Raw genomic sequence first — 16,495 nt, 5'->3', positions numbered from 1 at the left:
GTGAACAATACTGTTGCTATACCCTGCTCGACTCAATAAAGCGTCGAGCAAAATACAAAATTAGTAGCCGAACGAGCTTGGATAATGGAAATTGCTAGTGTAAACAGCGCGTGTGTTCCAAAAACTTGTTACAGATTTAAATACTTTCATTTTTATCACCTTAATTATTAAGTTGTCATAACACATCAACGTTGTGCTCAGCCATCATGGCTTGACTTAATCTCGGTTCCTTGGAGGCGATATATCGGGCTCATCCTAGAGCGGTTTGCTGTGTCGTTCATTCTTCAATCAGAAGTTGAAGAAACTATAACCGAATGGTTGTAAACTTTCAATAATTATTTTAACTGCGTCACACTTTTAGCCATAAAAAGCTACCACACCACCAAAAATGTAAATTAGTTACACTTTCGCATTAAGCCATCTTTATATAAGACAAGACTAAAGTGTAACCCTATGCCTCTTGATTCACTATGCATATGCAACATATCCTATTGCACAGGAACAAAATGGATAATGATAATAAAGGATGAAGTACTAGCATGGAGCGATTTCATACACTCAGAGCCATTTCTATCAGTAAGCGGCTATATCTACTTGGTATCACAATTACCCTTTTAACATTGCTACCACTGCTATTGTTTGCCAGCAATTACCAACAAAACCTAATGGAGCAAAAAAGGGTTAAAACCCGCCATCTCGTCGAGACAGTTCATTCATTGGTTGACTACTATCACCAACAAGAGCAACAAGGTGTACTCTCACGTGAAGCAGCTCAACACCAAGTAAAAACAGCGCTCTCACAGTTACGCTACGAGCAAGAAGACTACTTCTGGATTCATGATCTAACACCGAACATGATCATGCACCCTTTCAAGCCCTCGCTTAACGGCACGAGCTTAGCCAACTTTACCGACCCGCATGGCACCCCCCTTTTTGTTGAGATGACCAATCTCGTTCGGCAACAAGGTAGTGGGTTTATTGATTATTACTGGGAAAAACCAGGACACACTCAGCCAATTGAAAAGATATCTTATGTAAAAGGGTTTACCGCTTGGGGCTGGATCATTGGCTCTGGTATTTACATTGATGATGTAAAAGCCCTCTTTTGGGGCGAAATAAAACAATTAGGATGGATATTGCTTGGAACATTGAGCATTACGTTTGTGCTAGCATGGTCTATTGGCCGTTCAATTACCGTTCCTTGCCGCGAAACGCTAAAAGCTATGCAAGACATCGCTGAAGGGGATGGCGATCTCACCAAGCGTCTGCCAAGTAATGGCAATGACGAGTTAACCCAACTGGCGCATGCTTATAATCGTTTTGCCAACCACCTTGGAAAGATGCTCAATGATATCGCCCCTGTCAGTGAGCAAATCAGTGCAGCCGCCACTCAGCTGAACTCTGTCGCCAGCGAAACAGCCCACAGTGCCAAGGCATCTCATCATGGTATTGATAGTGTCGCTGCTGCCATGCACCAACTACATACCAATAACCAAGACATTGCAAAATCAGCTCAACAAGCTGCTGACTCAGCCATAACAGCTCACCGTCACAGTGACAGTAGTATCGCGATTGTCACCAATTCTTCCAATGAAATGCATGCCCTACTATCATTACTCGACGAAACCAATGACAGTGCTCACCACTTGGAAAAAGACTCACTCGCAATAGGCTCGGTATTGGATGTTATTCGCAGTATTGCCGAACAAACCAACCTACTAGCATTAAACGCCGCTATTGAGGCAGCAAGGGCTGGTGAGCAAGGACGAGGATTTGCTGTTGTTGCAGACGAAGTACGCACATTGGCAACACGTACTCAAACAAGCACCAATGAAATAGAAGAAATCATCAGTAACCTGCAATCCAGAGCTAACTCCGTCAGTAATGCACTTACCCAAACCCGTGAGCAATCGGCCAGTACCGCAGAACATGCCAACCATGTCGCACAAACATTATCTGAAATTGGCGAGCACATTAGTGAAATAAAGATCCTCAATCAGCATATTGCCGATTCAAGCGATCAGCAAAGCTCGGCAGCAGAGGAGATTAACATCAACCTCAATCAACTCACCGAACATAGCCAAAAAACAGTACAGCAAGGTGATCATATTGCCAGTGCAAGCGAACAACTGCTAGCCAATGGTCGCAACCTCGCAAATCACGTCGGGCACTTTAAGATTTAACTGTTACAGTTTCAGACACAGTGGTATTCTTTAGGTTAACCGTGATAGACAATAATGCTGGAATCATTAACGATAAGTTAAATTTTCCACTACAAAATCACCAAAGACCAAAAGTTTATAAAGGAGACTGCTGTGTCTGAAATCAGTCAACTGTCACCACAACCTGTGTGGCAATTCTTCGATCAAATCTGCTCAATCCCACACCCTTCTAAGCACGAAGAGCAATTGGCTCAACACATTATTACCTTCGCTAAAAACGAAGGTCTTGATGTACGTCGTGATAGTGTTGGTAATGTATTTATTAAAAAACCAGCCACTCCGGGTATGGAAGATCGTAAAGGTGTTGTACTTCAAGCACACATTGATATGGTGCCACAGAAGAACGAAGACACTGACCACGACTTCACAGTAGATCCTATCCAACCATTCATCGATGGTGAGTGGGTAACGGCGAAAGGTACGACCCTTGGTGCCGACAACGGTATGGGTATGGCTGCTTGTTTGGCTGTACTGGCATCGAAAGATATTGAACACGGTCCACTAGAAGTCCTGCTGACCATTGATGAAGAAGCAGGTATGACTGGCGCATTTGGCCTAGAGCAAGGTTGGTTAGAAGGTGATATCCTCCTTAACACCGATTCAGAGCAAGAAGGCGAAGTCTACATGGGCTGTGCTGGTGGTGTTGACGGCGCACTATCGCTGACAATCAACCGTGAAGAAACACCTGCTGGTTACCAAGCGGTTAAGCTGGTAGTTAAAGGTCTTAAAGGTGGTCACTCTGGCTGTGATATTCACACCGGCCGCGGTAATGCCAACAAAATCCTTGGTCGCTTCCTCTTTGCTCATGCAGAAGAGCTAGGCTTACGCCTAACATCTCTGACTGGCGGTAGCCTTCGTAATGCAATTCCACGTGAAGCTAACGCTGTGGTTGCCCTACCCGCTGCAAATATTGATAAGCTTAATGAGCTATTCGCTTACTATCAGGAACTCTTAGTTGCTGAGCTAGGCCGCGTAGAAACCGACATTAACCTATTTACTGAAGCTGTTGATGTACCTGCTGATGTTATTTCGACAGCAGACCAACAACGCTTCACAAGCATGCTGAACGCTTGCCCTAACGGTGTCATTCGTATGAGTGACGACATTGAAGGTGTTGTTGAAACATCACTGAACGTTGGCGTGATCACGACCGAAGCAGATAAGATCACCGTACTGTGCTTGATCCGTTCATTGATCGATTCAGGTCGCAGCAATGTTGAAGGTATGCTTAAAGCTGTGGCATCGCTTGCTGGTGCAACCTGTGAGTTCTCTGGTACTTACCCAGGCTGGAAACCAGATGCTGACTCTGAAGTGATGCAACTATTCCGCGAAACCTACGAAAGCATCTATGGCCGCGTACCAAACATCATGGTGATCCACGCGGGTCTTGAGTGTGGCCTGTTCAAGAAACCTTATCCAAATATGGATATGATCTCTTTCGGCCCTACGATTAAGTTTCCACACTCGCCTGACGAGAAAGTACAAATCGAAACCGTTGCCCTATTCTGGGAGCAGATGGTTGCGATCTTGAAAAATATTCCAGTTAAGGCATAAGCTCATAAGCTACCTTTGGAAACGACAAAAGCAGGCCTCGGCCTGCTTTTTTAGTTCGTAAATATCGGTTCTTAAAAGCCCTCAAACGACAGTTGCTGCGCCTTGATTCCGACTTCTAAACCAACACTGATACCAATCAGCCTTATTTCGCGACTCTTTTGCCGCGTTAGAGCTTCCGTTAATAGCCCCATAAACTGATTCTTATCTAAAACCGCCTGCGTATGCTCAACTGTGGTTTGCTGGAAATCCGCAAATTTGACCTTAACTCCTTGCTTTGCAATGTTGAGTCCTGGACGAACTTGCTTTAAACGTTTTTCAAGCTCAGGATACAAACGCTCAATCACCGCCCAACATTCATCATAACTACGAATGTTTTTAGAAAACGTTCGCTCAACACCAACCGACTTTCTTGTTCGCTCTACCACGACTTCTCGGGTATCAATACCGTGTGCGCGTGACCAAAGTGACTGACCAAACTTACCAAACTCTTGCAATAACAAATGGCGATCATAATGTTGGACATCACGCCCAACATACAGCCCTCTATCGTGCAATTTTTGAATGGTGACTTTGCCAACGCCAGGTATTTTTTCTAATTGTAGGTCAGCGACAAAAGCTGGTACTTGATCAGGGGTCACGACATACTGGCCATCCGGTTTGTTTAAATCGGATGCCACTTTCGCAATAAACTTCACAGGGGCGATCCCTGCAGAGGCGGTTAAGTCGAGTTCGTCTTTAATTGTACGGCGAATATCTTCTGCTATTAACGTCGCAGAGCCATGCAGCAGCGTACAGTCAGTAACGTCCAAATAGGCTTCATCTAGCGAAAGTGGCTCAATCTTATCGGTATACCGCTGAAAGATTTCTCTAATGTGTGTCGAGACCTCTTTATAGACTGCCATTCTTCCCGACACTAACGTCAAATGCGGACACAGTGCCATTGCTTTGCCCGTTGGCATCGCTGAACGAACACCGTATTTACGCGCAAGGTAATTACAGGTACTGATCACACCTCGCTGTTCAGAGCGTCCCCCTATCGCAATCGGGATATCTTTTAGCGCGGGGTTATCACGCATTTCAACCGCCGCATAAAAGCAATCCATATCAACATGGATGATTTTACGCGATATGGCATTGTGCTGTGATATCGATGGCTGCTGCATATAACCCAAACTAACTGTTTTTTTATACAGTATCTATTATAGATATAGCAACGCGCTGTGTGAAGCGCCATTATGACGAAAGAGTTGATTGAAACGCGACATATAGAAACAGGTAACAAAAAGCCCGAGCAGGGTCGGGCTTTAGAGGTAGAACGTGAAAGCGTTAAAGATTAAATAATCTGATTTTTCTTCCACTCTTCTTGGCGAGCAGCGCGTGCTTCACGTTTCTTACGTGCATCACAAGGTTCAGGGCAATCGCACTCTTTGACAATACCGATGCCATCAAGACCACCACAGCTACCACTTACTGTTTTACGCTGGAAAATATAACCAACAGCCATTGCAGCAATGACCAACAAAAATACAGCAAACGTTGTTAAATATATCGCCATGATAGTTCTCTATTTCTTTTGCAAGTAAGGTGCAAAGGCATCAGAGATAAACTCTTTATACCCTTGCTCAGTTTTCACTACTAGCAAGACTGGTAAGTTTTCTTGCTCGGCCAATGCTATCGACTTTTCTTCACCCATCACCGAGAAGGCCGTTGCTAGGGCATCTGCCGTCATGCTCGATGGATGTAATACTGTTACTGATACCACATGATTCGAAATAGGGGTACCACTAATAGGATCGATTAGATGCGAATAACGCACACCATCTTCTTCAAAGTAATTACGATAGTCACCCGATGTTGCCACAGCCATGTCACCCGGTTCAATCACTTCTTGAATAGCACGACGACCATCTTCAGTGGGTTTCTCGATGGCAATACGCCATGGCACACCTTCAAGGTTATTACCTTTAAGGCTTAATTCACCACCAATTTCAATAAGATAGTCATCAGCCCCTAAGTCATCAAAATAGTCAGCGATAACGTCAACACCAAAGCCTTTTGCGATTGATGATAAATCAACATAAAGCTCAGGAATATCTTTGGTTAGCATATTTCCTTCAACGCTTAGATGGTCAATACCCACAATAGCACGGCGCTCTGATAACTCTAAATCTGTTGGCGTTTTTTCCGGACGTGCTTCAGGGCCAAAGCTCCACAAATTCACAATTGGACCAACGGTTACATCTAACGCGCCATCGGTTAAGTTTGCCAAACGAATAGCCTCTTTTACCACAGTCGCCGTATCAGCTGAAACTTCAAATGGCTCTAGCGTACGTTGCTGGTTAAATTGACTGAGCTCGGAATGCTTACGGTAAGTCGACATCTGATCGTTCACTAACTCTAGTCGACGATCAATTTCGGCTTGCATATCGCTTGCTTCAGGTAAGCCTTCCTGCTTAATCAACTTAATAGAGTAATAAGTCCCCATCGTAGAGCCATCAAGCTGGACTAATTCACGTTGATCACTACAGGCCGACAGGGTAAAAGCCAAAACAAGCATCAATAGTGCTTTGTTTAGAAACGTCTTCATTAACCACTCCCAAAATGAAAGACTGTTTATGGCCTCTCTAAAACTAGAGAACTATAACCACAAAGAAAATAGATTTATTACATCGTTACTACGAAAAAAGGCTGACCCTAAGGGTCAGCCAATTTTTCTAGGTCGCAGCTAATTAGCCACCGAAGTCATCCAGAAGGATGTTTTCATCTTCAACACCAAGGTCTTTCAGCATGCCGATAACAGCAGCGTTCATCATTGGTGGACCACACATGTAGTATTCACAATCTTCAGGCGCATCATGATCTTTCAAGTAGTTCTCGTAGATCACGTTGTGGATGAAGCCTGTATAACCGTCCCAGTTATCCTCAGCAAGAGGATCAGACAGTGCAACATGCCATTCAAAGTTCTCGTTATCTGCCGCTAGCGTATCGAAATCTTCAATGTAGAACATTTCACGCTTAGAGCGAGCACCGTACCAGTAAGTCATCTTACGCTTAGATTTCAGGCGTAGAAGCTGGTCGAAGATGTGAGAACGCATTGGTGCCATACCAGCACCACCACCGATGAATACCATTTCGTTGTCAGTTTCTTTCGCGAAGAACTCACCGAATGGACCAGAGATAGTACACGTGTCACCAGCCTTAAGCGACCAGATGTACGATGACATAATGCCAGGTGGTACATCAGGGTTGTTTGGCGGCGGAGTTGCAATACGTACGTTAAGCTTAATCAGGCCTTTCTCTTCTGGGTATGACGCCATAGAGTAAGCACGGATTGAATGCTCTTTTACGATAGACTCGTAACGGAACAGGTTAAACTTGTCCCAGTCTTCACGGTATTCTTCCGGTACATCGAAATCAGAGTATTTGATGTGATGAGGTTCAGCTTCAATCTGAATGTAACCACCCGCACGGAAAGGTACTTCCTCGCCATCAGGGATTTTAAGAACCAACTCTTTGATAAAGGTTGCTTCGTTATCATTCGAAAGAACTTCACATTCCCACTTCTTAACACCAAAGATCTCTTCTGGAAGCTCGATGTCCATATCAGATTTAACATTAACCTGACACGCTAGACGTTCGCCTTCACGAGCTTCACCTTTTGTGATGTGGTCAAGTTCAGTCGGAAGGATATCGCCACCGCCAGACTTCACTTTAACGCGACACTGACCACAAGAGCCACCGCCACCACAAGCAGATGATACAAAGATACCGCTAGCTGAAAGAGCATTTAGCAGTTTGTTACCGGCAGCGGATGTAATCGCTTTTTCCGGATCGCCATTTACTGAAATAGTAATGTCGCCTGATGGTACCAGCTTAGATTTAGCGAAAAGGATCACTAAAACTAGAGCCAGGATAATCAAGGTGAACATGACTACGCCAAGAATAATATCCATTGATTTTATTCCTTATTATCCTGATTACAGCTGAACGCCGGAGAAGGACATGAAGCCCAACGCCATAAGGCCAACGGTGATGAATGTGATACCTAGGCCACGAAGACCAGGAGGTACATCTGAGTATTTCATCTTCTCGCGGATACCCGCAAGAGCAACGATTGCTAGCATCCAACCGATACCAGAACCAAGACCATATACTACAGATTCAGCAAAGTTATAATCACGCTGCACCATGAAAGATACACCACCGAAGATTGCACAGTTAACTGTGATCAGCGGTAGGAAAATACCTAGTGCGTTATATAGCGGCGGGAAGAAGCGGTCCAGAACCATTTCCAGGATCTGTACCAGTGCCGCGATAACACCAATGAACGTGATGAAGTTCAGGAAGCTAAGGTCAACACCCGCAACAATAGCGCCATCTTTCAGTAACAGGTTATAGATAAGGTTGTTCACCGGTACAGCAATCGTTAGTACAACGATAACTGCTACACCCAGACCGAAAGAAGTTTTCACTTTTTTCGATACCGCTAGGAATGTACACATACCTAGGAAGAACGACAGTGCCAAGTTCTCGATAAAGATCGAACGAACCAAAAGGCTTAGATAATGTTCCATGTTCCCCTTACTCCTTCGCTTCGATTTGTTCTGGACGGATAATACGGATAGCCCAGATCATGAAACCAATCAGGAAGAACGCTGATGGTGCTAGGATCATCATACCGTTTGGCTGGTACCAACCACCGTCAGACACTAGCGGCAGAATTTCCACACCGAATAGTTTGCCTGAACCAAATAGCTCACGGAAGAAAGCAACTGTGATAAGTACGAAACCGTAACCTAAACCGTTACCAATACCATCAACAAGTGATGGAAGTGGTGCAGACTTCATTGCGTATGCTTCTGCTCGACCCATAACAATACAGTTAGTAATGATCAAACCAACGAATACAGAAAGCTGCTTAGAAATATCGTAAACAAATGCTTTCAGTACCTGGTCAACCACGATTACCAATGATGCGATAATAGCCATCTGAACGATGATACGAACGCTGTTTGGAATGTGGTTACGGATCATAGATACGAACAAGTTAGAGAACGCACATACGAATGTTACCGCAAGGGTCATTACGAATGCTGTTTCTAGTTTGGTGGTTACTGCAAGCGCAGAACATACACCAAGAATCTGAAGCGCAATCGGGTTGTTATCGATAAACGGCGCAAACAGAATCTTCTTCATTTCTTTAGTATCAGCCATTGTTTAGGCCTCCTTCACGAACTTTAGTTAGGAATGGACCAAAGCCCATGTCACCCAACCAGAAGTCGAAGGTGTGCTGAACACCATTCGCTGTCAAGGTTGCGCCAGACAAACCGTCTACGCCATGGATATCACCTTCTGGTGCTCCACCTTTAACAACACGAATTGCTGGCTTGTTGTTTTCATCAAACAGTTGCTTACCAACAAACTGAGCGCGCCAGTTCGGGTTCTCAATCTCACCACCAAGTCCAGGTGTTTCACCTTGCTCGTAGTAAGTAATACCAGCTAATGTATTACCATCAGTTTCAACAGCAATGAATGCATACATTGTCGACCATAAACCGCCACCGTGAACAGGTAGGATTAATTTTTCGACATTGTTATCAGCATCTTTCACTAAATAAACCGTTGCAACATTTGCACGACGAATAATTTTCGCCAGATCATCACCTGCATCCAAACGGATTGACTGGCTTGGATCTTTCGATGCGTTACGCTGGTTATATTGTGCAGCTGTTTCGCCTGCTTCTGTGGTTTCAATGAACTCGCCCGTCGTAAGATCAAGCAATTTAGGTTCAATGAACTCACCATAAGCTTCTTGAATGTTGCTTACGCCATCAAGAATACCAGCAACAGAAAGGATATTACGCTGTACATCCTCTACTGCATTTTTTTGCTGTAATGGACGCAGAGCAACAGCTGCAGCCGATACCACGATAGAGCACACTAGGCTCAGTGCGATAACAACAATCAGCGTTTTTTTAATGCTATCGTTATTACTTGACATGACGAGCTAGTCTCCGTTTGATATTGCCCTGAACCACTAGGTTGTCAAATAGAGGTGCGAATAAGTTAGCAAATAGGATTGCTAGCATCATACCTTCTGGGTATGCAGGGTTAACTACACGAACCATAACAGCCATTGCACCGATTAGCGCGCCGTACCACCACTTACCTTTGTTGGTAAATGAAGCAGACACAGGATCGGTTGCCATGAACATCATACCGAATGCAAAACCACCTAGAACTAGGTGCCAGTGCCAAGGCATGCTGAACAGTGCATTAGTGTCAGAACCAATGATGTTGAATAGCGTCGCTGTCGCGATCATACCAATCAAAGTACCTGCGATGATGCGCCATGAAGCAATGCCCATGTACACAATCATTGCACCACCAAGAAGGATAGCAAGCGTTGAAACTTCACCAATAGAACCAGGGATACGACCAATGAAGGCATCCATCCAGCTAACAGCTTCGCCAGTTACAACGTTGATAACGCCAGACTGACCACCGATAGCCCACTGACTTAGAGCCGTTGCGCCTGAGAAACCGTCTGCCGCAGTCCATACTAGATCACCAGAGATCTGAGCTGGGTATGCGAAGAACAAGAACGCACGACCTGCCAATGCAGGGTTAAGGAAGTTACGACCAGTACCACCAAAGATCTCTTTTGCTACAACAACACCAAAGGTAATACCTAGTGCTGCCTGCCAAAGTGGTAGTGTTGGCGGTACGATCAATGCGAAAAGAATCGAAGTAACAAAGAAACCTTCGTTAACTTCGTGCTTACGCACCATACAGAAAAGTACTTCCCAGAAACCACCTACCGCGAAAACAACTGCGTAGATAGGTAGGAAGAATGTCGCACCGAGTAGCATTTTGCTACCCCAGCCAGCATCCGCCGACAAAGTGCCACCTAACATTTCTGTTAGCCAGTAATGCCAGTCACCTGCAATGATAGCTACCAATTGCTCACCCACATACATGTGGTTAAGCGCAGTAATTGCTTGGTGACCAGTGTTGTACATACCCCAGAACATTGCTGGGAAAACGGCAAACCACACCATGATCATGATGCGCTTCAAGTCAACGCTATCACGAACGTGTGCACTTGAACGTGTTACTTGGCCTGGTGTGTACATAAGAGTTGCGAACGCTTCGTAAAGCGCAAACCACTTCTCGTGTTTACCACCTGGCTCAAAGTGGTGTTCAACTTGCTCGAGTAAATTCTTGAGACTCATGAATTACCCTTCCTTCTCAATTGTGTCCAGGCACTCACGTAGCATAGGACCAAATTCATACTTACCAGGGCATACAAATGTACATAGCGCTAGATCTTCTTCATCTAGTTCTAGTGCACCTAGCTGCTGAGCACTATCAACATCACCTGCACACAGGTCACGCATTAACAGTGTTGGTTCGATATCAAGCGGCATTACTCGCTCGTAGTTACCGATTGGCACCATTGAACGCTCAGAACCGTTCGTCGTAGTCGTCATATTAAACAACTGACCAGGGAAGAACTGGCTAAGGAAAGAACGAGTAACAGAGAACTTGTTTTTACCTGGTACGATCCAGCCTAGGAACTCTTTCTCACGACCTTCACGTAGTCCAGTTACCTGTAAGTGGTAACGGCCTAGGAAAGCATGAGGACCAGCGGCATGAATACCGTTCAATACTGAACCAGAAAGCACACGTAGCTCGCCTGGCATCATTTCTGAATCAGCAATTTGCTCGATAGATGCACCGATCTGAGTACGCACTAGACGAGGGTTGTTAACAACCGGCCCAGCCAGAGATACCACACGATCTGTAAAGATTTCACCAGTCAGGAACAACTTACCGAAAGCGATAACGTCCTGATAGTTGATATGCCAAGCCACATTTTCAATGCTCGCACCGAACAATGTATGAATATGCGTACCCACTAGGCCAGCTGGATGCGGACCATTAAATACGTGTTCTTCAACATTAGATTCGTTAGAACGAGGAAGGCTAGCACCAGACTTACATACCAATACTTTGCCGCTTGTTAGGCGAGACAATAGTGTCAAGCCAGCAACGAAAGCATCGTTCTGCTCGTTAATAACAACTTCTGGGTTTGCTGCTAGAGGATTAGTGTCGATCGCAGTAACAAAGATAGCCTGAGTTTCAGCATCGATGGCAGGCACCTTGCTAAATGGACGCGTACGAAGCGCTGTCCACATACCAGACTCAACAAGCTGATCAACAATTACCGCACGCTCAAGTTGAGCGATTTGGTTTGCTTCATAGCTGTTGAATGTTACTTGCTCATCGCCTTCTACATCGATCACTACCGATTGTAAAACACGCTTCGCACCACGGTTTACTTCTGCAACCTTGCCGCTGGCTGGAGCAGTGAACTTAACGCCTGGGTTCTTTTTATCTTCAAAAAGAACCTGACCTTTTTTCACTACATCCCCTACGCGGGTATGCATTGTAGGACGCATACCAACATATTCTTCGCCAAGCAAGGCGACACGTGTGATGGTTTTACCATCATTTATCGCCTGGGTAGGAGTCCCTGAAATTGGGATATCCAGACCCTTTTTTATTGTAATCATACGCACTTGCACTACATTAACGGGAAAAAAAATTTTCTATTGCGCAATTAGACACGACTTTCCTTCGTCCGAAGCCAGTTCGATCCGCGACCAGCACCGCAACATCCTATTCATCTACTCGCAACATATTTTGTTTCGAGTAAAATTGAGGTCGGGATTCTAGCATTATTTCGATGGAATTTACTATGCCAAACCATGCTAATCGGACTAAAAATCGGCTAACATTTTAAACGCAATATGTTTATATGCTTATTATTTTGAGCTAACGCACAAATGTACAAAGTCACACGATTTATCATGTTTTTTGCACTTGCACCAACAAGTTAATAAGCCCACAACATATAGAAAACACTCACAACAAAGGGGCAATATGCCCCCTACTTTTGTATATTTCGTTTTTGGTTCAATGTTAAAGACTTTGTACCACCTGATCTTCGGTGTTACACAATAATTGAACCAAATCATTCATTTTTTAGCCTTGCATTCAGTTTAACGCTGCGCTTGTATACGTCGCTGCCAAATATGCAGTCTCCAGTATAGCTGTTATCTGCGCCCCTTCAGCCAGCAAGGGGACTATTCTACGCAATCACCACAACTAATGATGCAGGGTATTTCAAACTTCGTGCATAAAAAAACCGCCCCGTGTGCGGTTTTTTATTTCATACTGAATGGATTAGCTCAGCTTTGAGCCACCACGACATGCCGGTGACGATGGCGCCCCATCATTAAGGTTTTGCCATTCACTTTCAGTATAAGTGTGCATAGCCAGCGCATGGATATGGTTTGCTAACTCATCCGCAAGTACACCATTTACCGCTCGATGGCGACCAATCAAACGGACACCTTCAAATTGCTCACTCACGATAATAACTTTGAAGTGGCTTTCTGAACCGTCAGGCACTGCATGCATATAACTTTCATTAATCACTTCCAAGTGTAAGGGTGAGAACGCGTGTTGTAACTTTTCTTGTATACGTTCTTTAATAATCATAACTTTACCTTCTTATACGATTTATTCTACGCAGTAATACCCAACAGTCTTATCCCACACTCGCATGATAGTGTCGCTTCCAAGCAATAGCGTACACCTTAAATCATCATGATTTAGACCTTCATTTCACAATAAAAGACGGTGAAGTGGATATGGTACAGCAAGGCTATAGCAGGTAAGACATAAAATAAGTTTGCAGCGATGGCTCGTTCTGCGAAAATAACCATCAAAGAGTAAACATACCGTAAAGTAACCATCAATGAAACCAGAGCTAACCTTGCATGAACGTACACTACAGCTTCAACGCTACCCTGTGCGTCAGAACGATCCCCTGCAAGCATGGGATGCCGCAGATGAATACATCATTAACTATGTCCAAGAGCTAGACATCAGCCTTGATCCTCAACGTCCAATTTTGATTTTTAATGACAATTTTGGGGCGTTAAGCTGCTGGTTTGCCAATGATGGTAAAGTCACAACTGTCACTGATTCCTTCATCGCTAAGCAAGGTATTATTGCTAACCTAACCGACAATCACTTGCCGCCAATCAACATCATAGATGCGCTTACCGATTTGCCGGAGCAACCACAGCTCGTTTTGATGAAGTTGCCGAAAAATAATCGCCTGTTGGTATGGCAACTGCAGCAACTCTGCCAACTACTACCAACCGATTGCACAGTGATTGCAGCGGATAAGGCAAAAGCCATTCACAGCTCAACCTTAAAACTGTTCGAAAAACACCTTGGCGAAACCAAAACGTCATTGGCGGTTAAAAAGGCTCGCTTAGTCTTCTGCCAACCAAATAACGCGTTGTCTACACCTTTGCCCGCCCCACAACAGTGGGATGTGCCTGAACACGACATGACGATTGCTAACTATCCTAATGTGTTCTCTAGTGACAACCTAGATATTGGTGCCCGTCTACTGCTAGATAATATTCCAAGCAACGCCAAGTATCGCGATATTATTGATCTGGGTTGCGGTAATGGCGTTATTGGAATTAAAGCGGCACGCCTTAACCCACAAGCCAATGTAACCTGTGTTGACGAAAGCTACATGGCTGTCGCGTCATGCCAGCTCAACGCAGAGCAAAATTTATCAACAACCGATCAATTCAACGCGAAGGTAAATAATTGCTTAGATGATTTTCCTGCGAATAGTGCCGATCTTGTGTTGTGTAACCCACCATTTCATCAGCAAAATGCGATTACTGGACACATTGCATGGCAGATGTTTTGTGATGCTAAGCGCGTTCTTCGACCTAAAGGTCAGCTAATTATCATTGGAAACCGTCACCTCGGCTATGATGACAACCTGAAGCGCTTATTCGGCAACGTAACTACTATTGCTAAAAATAATAAATTTGTTGTTTACCAAGCGAATAAATAATCGGGTAAATAAACAATAATTTTCGAACTCTCAGGCTGCTGATACAGCAGCCCTTTTATTTAAGGATAAAGTCATGATGAAAAAGCTTCTTGTTGCGGCGTCGGTTCTCGCCCTTACCGCCTGCTCAACACCGTCAGAGCCACAGCTGACCATTACCCCAGAGCCCGTTATTGCTGCCCAGCCAATAGCCAATGGTCAAGCAATTTCAATCGATAGCCGTGACCTACGTACGGCGCAGTTTATTGCAGTTGTCGACAGTGGGCGCCAAAGTGTTCAGCCATTGCATGCAACGCAAAACCTTCGCGTTACACTGGAAGAAGCTCTATCTCGCCAACTAAGCGCACAGGGCTATAGCGTAACAGAAAAGAGCAATGGCACACTTCGCCTTGATATTTTAGAAGCCATGGTTAACGTTAAACATAGTGTGATGAGCCATGATTTAAACAGCAAGATTCAGCTACAGCTGGTTGTTGAATCGCCAAAAGGTAAGTTTGTAAAACGCTACTCGGGTAAGTCTGAACGCAATGGCGCAATGAGTGCCTCAGTTAAAGATATGGAGCTCGCGATGAACAATTTAATCACTGCGGTATTAAAAGATATTTACGCAGACCCAGAGCTTAATGCTTACATGCAGGAGAACCTATAATGCCTCGTTTTCTGATTGCGCTAATGTTGTGTTTTGCCCTTCCAGTGAGCGCGGCAACACAAGTACTGGTTACAACCAGCCTTGGGGATTTCACCATAGAACTGGATGAAGCAAACGCCCCTATTTCCAGCCAGAACTTTCTTCGTTACATTGAAGATGGTAGCTATGTTGACACCATTTTTCACCGTGTGATCCCAGGTTTCATGGCTCAAGGTGGCGGTTTTGATCAAGATATGAAACGACGCTCAAGCTATGAACCCATTAAAAATGAATCAATGAATGGTATCAGCAACGCACGTGCGACAGTTGCTATGGCACGTACACAAGCACCTGACTCTGCAACTCGTCAGTTTTACATCAATTACCAAAATAACAGTTTTTTAGATGCGAAAGGCAGCCAGCCGGGTTATGCCGTGTTTGGTAAAATTGTGAAAGGCTTCTCAGTTATTGAAAAAATGACGGAAATTCCCACTACAACCATACGGTCTATGGGTATGAAAGATGTACCTCAGCAGCCTATAGTTATTACAGATATTAAAATTATCAAAAACTAGGCATAGATAGATTGTCACCTGATTATCTGTTTATGATCAGGTGACAATTATGCTTACGCTCGTTTCATCTCATCCTGAGATCCCTTCTGAACAAATCAGCCAACATATTGCTGATTACGCGCCGGCCATCGCGCTCAGTGCCTTAGGTACTGTTAATGGCGATGTCTATTATGAATCAATGAAAGTGACCGTGACTGAGCACCTGCATGACTGGTGGAGGCTGTCTGTCCCCTCTGGCACTCCAATCAGTGATTATGAGTCGGCCTATTGGTACCTCATCCATTTACTCGAATCTCTGGAAGAGCACGAGTTACTGGGTAATAATTTCATGCAACTTAAAGTCACCTCAACCGCACAATACCTCTTGGGAGTCGGCGAGCACCAAGATAAAATGCAGGGTATTCGACCTTAAAAGTCTTCCTCTCACAACCGATTAAAATCATTTTCATTACCGCCTTTATTGCCTATCCTTGCCGCAATATCTTGTGGGTGTGCTGTTTCAACATATTTGACTGTATTTTTACTTAAGAACCCAGTAGCTTAGCCTTATAATTGGCAA

The 16,495-nt window shown here is 44.5% G+C and carries 16 protein-coding genes; 6 read left to right on the top strand and 10 right to left on the bottom strand.

From position 1 onward, the window contains the following. Positions 1-539: 539 nt before the first annotated feature. Positions 540-2,183 carry a methyl-accepting chemotaxis protein gene (locus L4D09_RS03065; protein ID WP_428456019.1) on the top strand — a complete coding sequence of 548 codons (1,644 nt, stop codon included), beginning with the start codon at positions 540-542 and terminating at the stop codon, positions 2,181-2,183. A gap of 132 nt (positions 2,184-2,315) precedes the next feature. Then, the gene (locus L4D09_RS03060; protein WP_428456018.1) at positions 2,316-3,776 is read left to right on the top strand and encodes an aminoacyl-histidine dipeptidase; all 1,461 of its coding nucleotides are present in this window, start codon (positions 2,316-2,318) and stop codon (positions 3,774-3,776) included. A gap of 71 nt (positions 3,777-3,847) precedes the next feature. Here L4D09_RS03060 and dinB read toward each other — a convergent pair whose 3' ends face one another. The 10 genes from dinB to bolA form a co-directional block, all read right to left on the bottom strand. Continuing rightward, positions 3,848-4,939 carry a DNA polymerase IV gene (dinB, locus tag L4D09_RS03055; protein WP_428456017.1) on the bottom strand — a complete coding sequence of 364 codons (1,092 nt, stop codon included), beginning with the start codon at positions 4,937-4,939 and terminating at the stop codon, positions 3,848-3,850. Between the two features lie 170 nt (positions 4,940-5,109). Further along, positions 5,110-5,331 carry a (Na+)-NQR maturation NqrM gene (nqrM, locus tag L4D09_RS03050; protein ID WP_428456016.1) on the bottom strand — a complete coding sequence of 74 codons (222 nt, stop codon included), beginning with the start codon at positions 5,329-5,331 and terminating at the stop codon, positions 5,110-5,112. Between the two features lie 9 nt (positions 5,332-5,340). Beyond that, the gene (locus L4D09_RS03045; RefSeq protein WP_428456139.1) at positions 5,341-6,333 is read right to left on the bottom strand and encodes an FAD:protein FMN transferase; all 993 of its coding nucleotides are present in this window, start codon (positions 6,331-6,333) and stop codon (positions 5,341-5,343) included. A gap of 172 nt (positions 6,334-6,505) precedes the next feature. Beyond that, on the bottom strand, positions 6,506-7,729 hold the full coding sequence (nqrF, locus tag L4D09_RS03040; protein ID WP_428456015.1) for an NADH:ubiquinone reductase (Na(+)-transporting) subunit F: 1,224 nt from the start codon (positions 7,727-7,729) through the stop codon (positions 6,506-6,508). 24 nt (positions 7,730-7,753) lie between these two features. Beyond that, a complete protein-coding gene (gene nqrE / locus L4D09_RS03035; RefSeq protein WP_428456014.1) occupies positions 7,754-8,350 on the bottom strand; it encodes an NADH:ubiquinone reductase (Na(+)-transporting) subunit E in 597 nt (198 codons plus the stop codon). Positions 8,351-8,357: 7 nt separating this feature from the next. Next, a complete protein-coding gene (locus tag L4D09_RS03030) occupies positions 8,358-8,990 on the bottom strand; it encodes an NADH:ubiquinone reductase (Na(+)-transporting) subunit D (protein WP_428456013.1) in 633 nt (210 codons plus the stop codon). Next, entirely contained in the window at positions 8,983-9,777 is a 795-nt protein-coding gene (locus tag L4D09_RS03025; protein WP_428456012.1) for a Na(+)-translocating NADH-quinone reductase subunit C, read from the bottom strand. Before L4D09_RS03025 ends, L4D09_RS03030 begins: the two co-directional genes overlap by 8 nt. After that, complete coding sequence (locus tag L4D09_RS03020) at positions 9,767-11,011, bottom strand: NADH:ubiquinone reductase (Na(+)-transporting) subunit B (RefSeq protein ID WP_428456011.1); 1,245 nt, start codon at positions 11,009-11,011, stop codon at positions 9,767-9,769. The genes L4D09_RS03025 and L4D09_RS03020 overlap by 11 nt, the downstream gene beginning before the upstream one ends. Positions 11,012-11,014: 3 nt before the next feature. After that, complete coding sequence (locus L4D09_RS03015) at positions 11,015-12,355, bottom strand: Na(+)-translocating NADH-quinone reductase subunit A (protein ID WP_428456010.1); 1,341 nt, start codon at positions 12,353-12,355, stop codon at positions 11,015-11,017. A 673-nt stretch (positions 12,356-13,028) separates the two neighbouring features. After that, complete coding sequence (gene bolA / locus L4D09_RS03010; protein WP_428456009.1) at positions 13,029-13,346, bottom strand: transcriptional regulator BolA; 318 nt, start codon at positions 13,344-13,346, stop codon at positions 13,029-13,031. Positions 13,347-13,605: 259 nt separating this feature from the next. Here bolA and L4D09_RS03005 point away from each other — a divergent pair, with 259 nt between their 5' ends. The 4 genes from L4D09_RS03005 to L4D09_RS02990 all read left to right on the top strand — a co-directional run bounded on the left by L4D09_RS03005 (position 13,606) and on the right by L4D09_RS02990 (position 16,348). Beyond that, positions 13,606-14,736 (top strand): methyltransferase, encoded by a 1,131-nt coding sequence (locus tag L4D09_RS03005; RefSeq protein ID WP_428456008.1) that lies wholly within the window; start codon positions 13,606-13,608, stop codon positions 14,734-14,736. A 76-nt stretch (positions 14,737-14,812) separates the two neighbouring features. Further along, entirely contained in the window at positions 14,813-15,382 is a 570-nt protein-coding gene (locus L4D09_RS03000; protein ID WP_428456138.1) for a YajG family lipoprotein, read from the top strand. After that, complete coding sequence (locus L4D09_RS02995; RefSeq protein WP_428456007.1) at positions 15,382-15,936, top strand: peptidylprolyl isomerase; 555 nt, start codon at positions 15,382-15,384, stop codon at positions 15,934-15,936. Before L4D09_RS03000 ends, L4D09_RS02995 begins: the two co-directional genes overlap by 1 nt. A 49-nt stretch (positions 15,937-15,985) precedes the next feature. After that, positions 15,986-16,348, top strand: coding sequence for a hypothetical protein (locus L4D09_RS02990; RefSeq protein ID WP_428456006.1), 363 nt, complete (start codon positions 15,986-15,988; stop codon positions 16,346-16,348). The last annotated feature ends 147 nt before the right edge of the window (positions 16,349-16,495 follow it).

It is taken from the genome of Photobacterium makurazakiensis (assembly GCF_050336715.1).
Classification (GTDB): domain Bacteria; phylum Pseudomonadota; class Gammaproteobacteria; order Enterobacterales; family Vibrionaceae; genus Photobacterium; species Photobacterium makurazakiensis.
This window is presented reverse-complemented; position numbering and strand designations above follow the sequence as displayed.

Excerpts from the sequence above, each read along its gene's own strand:
- L4D09_RS03065 (WP_428456019.1), top strand. The coding sequence starts at position 540 with ATGGAGCGATTTCATACACTCAGAGCCATTTCTATCAGTAAGCGGCTA.
- dinB (WP_428456017.1), bottom strand. The coding sequence starts at position 4,939 with ATGCAGCAGCCATCGATATCACAGCACAATGCCATATCGCGTAAAATC.
- nqrM (WP_428456016.1), bottom strand. The coding sequence starts at position 5,331 with ATGGCGATATATTTAACAACGTTTGCTGTATTTTTGTTGGTCATTGCT.
- L4D09_RS03045 (WP_428456139.1), bottom strand. The coding sequence starts at position 6,333 with ATGCTTGTTTTGGCTTTTACCCTGTCGGCCTGTAGTGATCAACGTGAA.
- nqrF (WP_428456015.1), bottom strand. The coding sequence starts at position 7,729 with ATGGATATTATTCTTGGCGTAGTCATGTTCACCTTGATTATCCTGGCT.
- nqrE (WP_428456014.1), bottom strand. The coding sequence starts at position 8,350 with ATGGAACATTATCTAAGCCTTTTGGTTCGTTCGATCTTTATCGAGAAC.
- L4D09_RS03030 (WP_428456013.1), bottom strand. The coding sequence starts at position 8,990 with ATGGCTGATACTAAAGAAATGAAGAAGATTCTGTTTGCGCCGTTTATC.
- L4D09_RS03025 (WP_428456012.1), bottom strand. The coding sequence starts at position 9,777 with ATGTCAAGTAATAACGATAGCATTAAAAAAACGCTGATTGTTGTTATC.
- L4D09_RS03020 (WP_428456011.1), bottom strand. The coding sequence starts at position 11,011 with ATGAGTCTCAAGAATTTACTCGAGCAAGTTGAACACCACTTTGAGCCA.
- L4D09_RS03015 (WP_428456010.1), bottom strand. The coding sequence starts at position 12,355 with ATGATTACAATAAAAAAGGGTCTGGATATCCCAATTTCAGGGACTCCT.
- bolA (WP_428456009.1), bottom strand. The coding sequence starts at position 13,346 with ATGATTATTAAAGAACGTATACAAGAAAAGTTACAACACGCGTTCTCA.
- L4D09_RS03005 (WP_428456008.1), top strand. The coding sequence starts at position 13,606 with ATGAAACCAGAGCTAACCTTGCATGAACGTACACTACAGCTTCAACGC.
- L4D09_RS03000 (WP_428456138.1), top strand. The coding sequence starts at position 14,813 with ATGAAAAAGCTTCTTGTTGCGGCGTCGGTTCTCGCCCTTACCGCCTGC.
- L4D09_RS02995 (WP_428456007.1), top strand. The coding sequence starts at position 15,382 with ATGCCTCGTTTTCTGATTGCGCTAATGTTGTGTTTTGCCCTTCCAGTG.
- L4D09_RS02990 (WP_428456006.1), top strand. The coding sequence starts at position 15,986 with ATGCTTACGCTCGTTTCATCTCATCCTGAGATCCCTTCTGAACAAATC.